Annotated in this window: 5 protein-coding genes; all 5 read right to left on the reverse strand. The window is 47.8% G+C overall.

Annotated features, from left to right (window positions below; all coding sequences use genetic code 11):
* A partial coding sequence (locus Q0668_RS17260) for a hypothetical protein (protein ID WP_298866877.1) occupies positions 1–521 on the reverse strand: 521 nt, incomplete at its 3' end.
* Between the two features lie 151 nt (positions 522–672).
* Positions 673–3,963 carry a hypothetical protein gene (locus Q0668_RS17265; protein ID WP_298866879.1) on the reverse strand — a complete coding sequence of 1,097 codons (3,291 nt, stop codon included), beginning with the start codon at positions 3,961–3,963 and terminating at the stop codon, positions 673–675.
* A gap of 152 nt (positions 3,964–4,115) precedes the next feature.
* A complete protein-coding gene (locus tag Q0668_RS17270; RefSeq protein WP_298866881.1) occupies positions 4,116–5,066 on the reverse strand; it encodes a universal stress protein in 951 nt (316 codons plus the stop codon).
* 172 nt (positions 5,067–5,238) lie between these two features.
* Complete coding sequence (locus Q0668_RS17275) at positions 5,239–6,117, reverse strand: site-specific DNA-methyltransferase (protein ID WP_298866882.1); 879 nt, start codon at positions 6,115–6,117, stop codon at positions 5,239–5,241.
* An 81-nt stretch (positions 6,118–6,198) separates the two neighbouring features.
* On the reverse strand, positions 6,199–7,342 hold a 1,144-nt coding region (locus tag Q0668_RS17280; protein ID WP_298866883.1), incomplete at its 5' end, for a c-type cytochrome.

The following is a 7,342-nucleotide window of genomic DNA, read 5'->3' on the forward strand; positions in this document are numbered from 1 at the left end:
ACACGCCGGATATTATCCCGAGGCTTTGTCAACCAGAGAATTTCTCTCAACGGAACGCCTTCCCAGACACCCGTGCCAAGTGGGTCTCTGATATTCAAACACGTCATCACTTTGGAAAACCGGACCGCGTGTTTTTCACCCAGTTTGAGTAGCGCATCAAAATTGAGCGCGTTCCCTTTTTCTTTGGTGAGCGGATTTCCCAGCCGTGATTTATTTTCCGGATCGCTGATGACTTCCAGCGACCAGGTATCACGCGTTAAGCCAACTTCTTTCCTTTTCTCTTCGCTGAGTGAATGCGGCTTAGAATTTCCACGCGAGACATCTCGAAACACTTTCGGAACCGTGAGATTGGTTTCGAGTTTGTCAATCGCTTTCTGCAGTGCAGGGTCTCGAGGCTGATCTTCTGCCGACAACTGATTCAAAGCGGACAGCCCCGCAGCTCCTGCCACGCCGTAGCGTAAAAAGAAACGTCGCGATAATCGCGAATGTTCTGCCAGGAATGTATCCAGTGAATCAGCCATTATCGCACCTCTTGGAAGAAAAGATTAAAAGAACTTTTTCAATCAGATACATTTTGGTGAGCGTTGATGTATTACGTCAACAACTATCAAGCTTTTCCACAAGAGGAAACAGGATTTCGATAGAAGCGAGTAGGAGCTTGTCTGAAACGACTTATTGATCGAAGACCATTAATCCGTGTGGACCATTGGGAATCAACATCATTTTGTGATGTACGCAAATTCTGCCCGGGTTTCCAATGGTATGAAATTGCTCGATTAAGTCTGGCTTCGTGAGATCGGAAATATTGGCGATGGTAACCAGACCTGTCGCGCGATCTGCAATGTAAAGTCGATCTTTAAAAATTGTCGGCTTCCCCAAATGCTCTCGCCGCTTACCTAATTGATACTTCGTTAATTCCTTGAATGGGCGTTGCTCATTACGGTCGAGCAAAACATATCCGCCTCTTGTGGTGACCAGAGTTTGATTGCCGACCGCGATTAATCCATTTGAAGCACCAAAGCGCTCGGGATGATTATTCCCACTGAATCTGGGAATCGAATAGGATTTGTTTTGCAGGTCATACCAGTATATCCCCGAGACATGCCAGAAAGCGGCGGCAAAACGTTTCTCAACCAGCCCGCGCATGATCTGATCACCATACAGCAGCCCATATCGGTTTTCCTTGAGAATCATTTGTGGGTTATCAGGTTGAGTGACATCTACAATCAGAAGCGTATTAGCGCCATTTTGGAGCAGCGCATATTTTCCATCGCCGGGAACTTCGACTTGCTTAATAGCGCCCCGAGCCGGGCGGTAGCGACCGATTTGTTTAAGCTGGTTCTCGCTAGATAATTCGTAGATTCCCAGTCCTGCGATCCCCTCGGCGACATAAATTTTTGTACCTTGCACATAAACGTCGGTGGCAAATCCTTTGGTGGGAAGCTTGGAGAGACGTTTGAATTCTGATTCGATCTGGAGCACTTCAATGCCTCCGTTTCCGCACGCGAGAATCGCTTTCGCATCCAAAATATCAACGGCATGAACCTGGCCATCTGTTTTGTAGAGTCGGTAACGGCTTGATTCCGAAACTGATTTTTGGGGATGGATGACCGGCGGAGTGTTCGGCTCCGGATCGGGTACGCGGGCGATTCCAGGAGCGGCGATGATATGTAAATCGGACCAGCCGCCAGCGACATAAATATAATCTTTCGTTAAAGCCAACGAGCCGACATAGCTTCTTGCATCGCGTCCTTTCACCTCGGGAAGTACCGTGCGACTTATGATCTGGGGATGTAATTTATCGGACACGTTGACGAGAAACATGCCGTTATGCGTATCGGAAACGAATGCATAATCACCGGCGACCGTCACACCCCACATATCATTTCCCCGATCATAAAAAGGAGGAAACTTAACGCGCGAAAGGAATTTCGGATCTGCAGGATTCGTAAGATCGAAGATTTCCAGTCCATGCCCGCGTCCATATCCTGGATCGCCTGGTTGTCGATGTTTTTCGCGTGAATGATGCCCGGTTGCAGCGTAAAGATAGTTGCCTCTCACATCCAGGCCATCTCCGAAGCCGTCTAAATTCACTTTCGCAGTAATCTTTGGATGACGTGAATCAGTGATATCGATCACGACGACTTCCGAAGTCGCCCAGACACCGGCATATATATAGTTATTTCTGACAGAGATTGACTGCGCTTCACCTGTTCGCACCGTGCTTAGATGGAGTGGTTTGTTTGGATTCGAAACATCTACCAGTTCCACGCCATAATGACGTAATGCCAGAAAAAGGATGTTACCGGATACTTCGACTCCAGTTGCAAATTCGACGGAATCGTAGTGCGCCAGCAGTTTCGGATTTGAACGGTCTTTGACATCAATAATAAAAGCCCCATCTTCACGCGAACCAACATAGGCGATGCCATCTTTGACTGCGATTTGTCGCGTATTCCCTAAGCCGGAAATTTTGCCGACGACTTGAGGTTGCGTCGGTTTTGTAATATCAAGGATGTGAAGCACGCCCCTGCCGATGGCATATGCGAGCGTTTCATCAATGGCCACATCAATCGAAGGACCGATACCGGCATTGGCAACAATCGGAAGATTGGTGGCTGGTGCCGATTTGGTTTGCGGCTGTTGATTCAGTAGTTTTTGTTGATTGTAGTAGAACGCATACGCGTGAAGACCAATTACGGTGAATAAGTAATTAGTTTCACCGGCACTGATTTTTTTCAGGTCGATGGTTTTCAGCATCCGCCAGATTTCTGGCAAATGTGCGTGAATCAACTTCGGATTTTCACTCAGCATGACCATGTGATAACCGGTGAGTGGAAATCGAACATGGGCCAGCACGGCAAGCGCCTGATCATCGAGCATGGATGGTTGATACAGACTCCAGGCTTGTGCGCTGCCATGCAACTCTGGTTCTTTCCAGTTCCATTTTTGTTGCAGAGCCTGCCACTCTTGTTCTGTATGAAATTTGCGATACATTTCGCCGGGAAAATCTCGCTCCATTTGAATTTTTGCAATGTGTTCTAACAAACGATGCAGGGTCTCTTTCTTTTCGGCCTGAGGTTCAAAATGAAAAAGAGCATTCACGCGAAATGCACCCTGATTTGCATAGATGGGGTGCCCATTAATTTTGATGTCAGGTCCCACATGCATTTGCTGCCAGCGCAGGCCATCTCGTTCTGCTAAGAATGCTTCATAGGTGTCTAACCAATGTTTGTTGCCTGTTCCTTGATAGAGGGCATACACACTGGGTAGCAATATTGAAACGTGCTGTGAAATAAAACCCGTCCAGGCAAAGCCCACATGCGCCTGTGTCACGCCATCCGCGCGTTTGATTGACCAGCCATTCTTTTCCAGACGACGGCCCACCTTCTCCATCGATTGACTGATCCAGGATTTTTCCTCCGCAGTCGCGAGCGAAGAACGCGCATAACGGGCCAGACTGATAATGTATGTGGTGTGTTGATCCATCGATGAATCATCAAAATAGGCACTTTTATCATCCGGATGAGGACCTCGCGGCACAAGGCCAACAAGTGCCGGCTTGCCGGCTTTGGGATGTGTTTCCGGCAGTGAACCGATCATTTTCAACGCCTGAAAGCAACGGTTGATGTTTCGCTTGAGGAAGGGATCAGGTTTTGCCTCGTAAGCATCCAGAAGTGCGATCAGCATGTGACCTGTGTGCAGCGAAGTATCTGCAATCCGCGAGCCATAACCCCAGGGCATCGGTTTTTCTGCTTTGATGTCTGCAGGCGAGGTCCAACTTGCTTTGGTAGATAAACGCGATCCATACAGGACGTAAGTTTCCGGGTGTTGAAAGTCAGCGAAATAATCTTTCGCCAGCGAGAACACATGCGCGTCCAGTTCCTGTTCGCTATGAGGAAACGCTTTCGGTTGCGCGTTCTGCTTGATCTCAGCAAAGACCCCGGTAAGCAGTGATGTCATGCAGAAGAAAACAACAAGACCGCTAAGGAATGAGCGACACCATCGCTGAAATATCTGGAAACAAACCATGCTTAAAAACCTCGGATCTGGAGTGAACAATCGAAACACTCATCCTATCGGGTAACGCAGACAGAATCCAGAACACTATCCCCTCACTCAGGCACGACTGGTGACACAAAGCCGGCGGGTTTGAATGCGAGGACGGAGCAGTCGACTTTTTCAAGCATGCGTTCTGCGGTATTTCCGATGAAGAAACCGCTGATGCCTGTGCGGGCTAATGTACCCATCGCGAGCAGGTTGATTTTGTTTTCCGCAATGAAGGCGGGAATGGCTTCTTCGGGAGAACCTTCCAAAACATGCGTTTTTACGCCATACGAGAGTGTACGGTAATCGGTCTGGGCCAACTGCTCGTTCAGTTCACTCTCGATTTCTTCCTTGATATCCGCGGCACATTTTTCAATCGTTTCTTCGCCGACATCCAATCCTTTCAGACGCTGATCCAGTTGCGTATCAATGGCGTGTACCAGATGAATTTTCACATCGGCCATCTGACCGATTGAAACAATGAAGTTCAAGATATCGCTACTGACTTCACTCATATCGCTGGCAACCACGATTTCGGGAACTTCCGGTTCTTCACCTATTTTGACGGCATAAACCGGACAGGGGCATTGGCGGAAAAGATTCATAACCGTGCCACCGAACAACCGCCCTTTAAATCCATGGGGTCGCGTTCCAACCAGCACCAGATCATGATTGTTCTTGATGACTTCGAGAATAATCTCGCGCCAACTGGGGCCGAGGGCCACTTTGGATGTACTTTCCACTCCGGCAGCTTTTGCTTTTTCAATCAAATGCCCCATGACCTTGTGGGCTTCGTCTTCCACATTATTAGAAAGGTGATTCCGATCCTCTTCGAGTAAATGTTTCGTATGCGCAGATAAGTCAATGGCAGCAAAGAACTCCAGCTTTGCATTCACCAGATCAGCCAGCCAGATTGCGCGTTCGACGGCTTCGGCAGTCTGTTCATTTAAATCGGCAGCGACCAGTCGATCCGCGTGGGTCAGATCAACACCGACTAATATTGAATTGATTTGGTGCATGGTATTACTCTCTTAATAATTTTGTCAGCGTATTTTTTATGATTTGACTATTCCGCGCAATTCAGTTCCACATAACCATTATGACAAGAGCTTCCAACTGTTCCAAGTAGATCCTGAAATAATTTCACATTTGAGGAGTGAGTTATACAGACTCTGCCGATTGAATGCCAATCTAACGTTTTGGCTTTTGCATCAACAAAATAAATTCGTGAACTTTATTGACGCGAAATACGGAAGGAAAGCCTAAGGGCCTGAGATTATTATATTCCGACTGCCGATTCCAGATAATCAGATCATCGTAAATAAAACCGATCTGCTGTAACTTTGTGGCCAAATCACTGTGAAAAGGAAAGAATTGACTTTTCTTTCGCAAATCCATCACGATCACACAACAGTATCCTCCCGGCCGCAGCGCAGTTAATACCTGTTCAAAAACCTGAGTCAGCTCCGTTAGAAATTCTTCGTAATCTTCAACAACGCCCAGATCCTGCTCATGATTTCCATAATGCCGCACCGCTTTATGGTCAGCCGTTCGACGTTGATTCAACACATTCCAATAAGGTGGGGAAGTCACACAAAGATCGACACTTCCCGGCGAGACCCATTTGGATAACTTCAAAGCAGAACCGTGATGAATGCACGATTTCACTTCCCGCTGTTCGATAGCAGGAGCAGACTCCTTTGGGGTGGCTGACTGCAAAGCAACTTCATTCAGGCGCTGATTGCCTAAAGCCGCATAATCCTCTGAGAGTTCCACACCGATGCCGGTTTTACCCATTTTCTCTGCTGTCACAATCGTACTGCCGGAACCGGCAAACGGATCGAGTATTATCTCTCCCTCCAGAGGCAGGAACGTTTCAATCAGGCGTTCGACGAGCATTTCAGGAAAGATCGCCGGATGTTTCAATCGCACTTCTTCGGTCGACTTGCGAATATCACTCCAGACACTGATCGAATTTTGAATCCAGCGTTTGCCATCCAGCGCATTGTAAGGCTGCGGCATTTTTCGTGTGCGTTTTTTCTTTTCTGGTGATTCTTCAGAACTCGACACGCGGTTTAAAGCCTCTCGCTCAAATGATGATATTCTGAATCACGTGGGAACAGAGTTACCGGAAACAGGTAAATGAATTCGCTACAGACCTTGTAAATAGGCATTCAAGTCGGCCAAATCTTGCGCTGACAGATCTTTCAATAATCCTTTGGGCATCAATGAAGTGCTTTTCTTGTTTTGGAATTCGATTTCATCCGCTTCAACGCGCGTTGTTTGATTATTGGAATTGCGTAGCGTTAATCCATCCACTGACCGGTAAACAACGAGACCCGTATACACCTTCCCATCCACGGTTTCGACAACCGTTGTCTGATAACGTGGTGAGACATCCCGATTCGGAGCCACAATGGCAGTAAACAGATCTTTCCGGGAGAACCGCTTGGCGGCACCTGTTAACGCGGGCCCCAATGCACTTCGATTTCCATGACATTGCACACAGGCCCGTTTCCGAAACAAAGCCTCTCCCCTTGTTTTGTCACCTTGCTCCCAATCCACGGTTTCCAGCAATTCGAAGAATTTTTCGGTCTCCGGTCCGCTTTGCTTTAAAATCGATGCAAAGACTTTCGGGTGCGATTTCGACAGCCAGTCTTCCCAGGCCTGAATGAAAGCTCGCTGAGTTTTGGAATCGCCGCCATCGCCGGGCAACCCCAACTGTTGACCGGTCCATTTTCGCAATAACGACCCAATGCGCAACTGAAGTTTTTGTTCGCGTTTATCCGTTCCCAGACGGCGTAACGTTCCAAAGAGCAGCACCTTCTCTTCCGGCTTCGTGGATGCTGACAGTTTTTCCAGCGCAGACACACAGGTTTCCAGCATTTCAATTTGTGATGACGCCAGACCAGCGATATATTTTTTGCGATCCTGTTCTTCAGGAGTCGTTCCCAGAACGGCCAGAACCGCCGCCTGTAACGCGAAGTCGTCATAGAGCTTGCGAATCATTTCTCGATGCGCAGGCTCCTTCGATTCCCCAAACACAAAAATCACATCGCTTTTCCAGAGAAAATCAGGATCGGCTTTGATTTTTTTATCAAAAGCTTCAATCGCTTTTGGCAAAAACTGTGAAGGTAACTGACTGAGAAACAGCACATGGCCGGGCATACCGAAACCCGGTTGCTCAACGATCTGTCGCGGGAGATCGGCGTCAATTTTGACAAGTTGTGTATAGAGTTCCTTAAACCGATATTTCCCATTTGGGTTGAGCCAGGAATCGATCCAGGCTCGAATC

It is taken from the genome of uncultured Gimesia sp. (assembly GCF_937910335.1).
Taxonomy (GTDB): domain Bacteria; phylum Planctomycetota; class Planctomycetia; order Planctomycetales; family Planctomycetaceae; genus Gimesia.

Coding starts and splice junctions, on each gene's coding strand:
- Q0668_RS17270 (WP_298866881.1), bottom strand. CDS start 5,066: ATGCACCAAATCAATTCAATATTAGTCGGTGTTGATCTGACCCACGCG.
- Q0668_RS17265 (WP_298866879.1), bottom strand. CDS start 3,963: ATGACATCACTGCTTACCGGGGTCTTTGCTGAGATCAAGCAGAACGCG.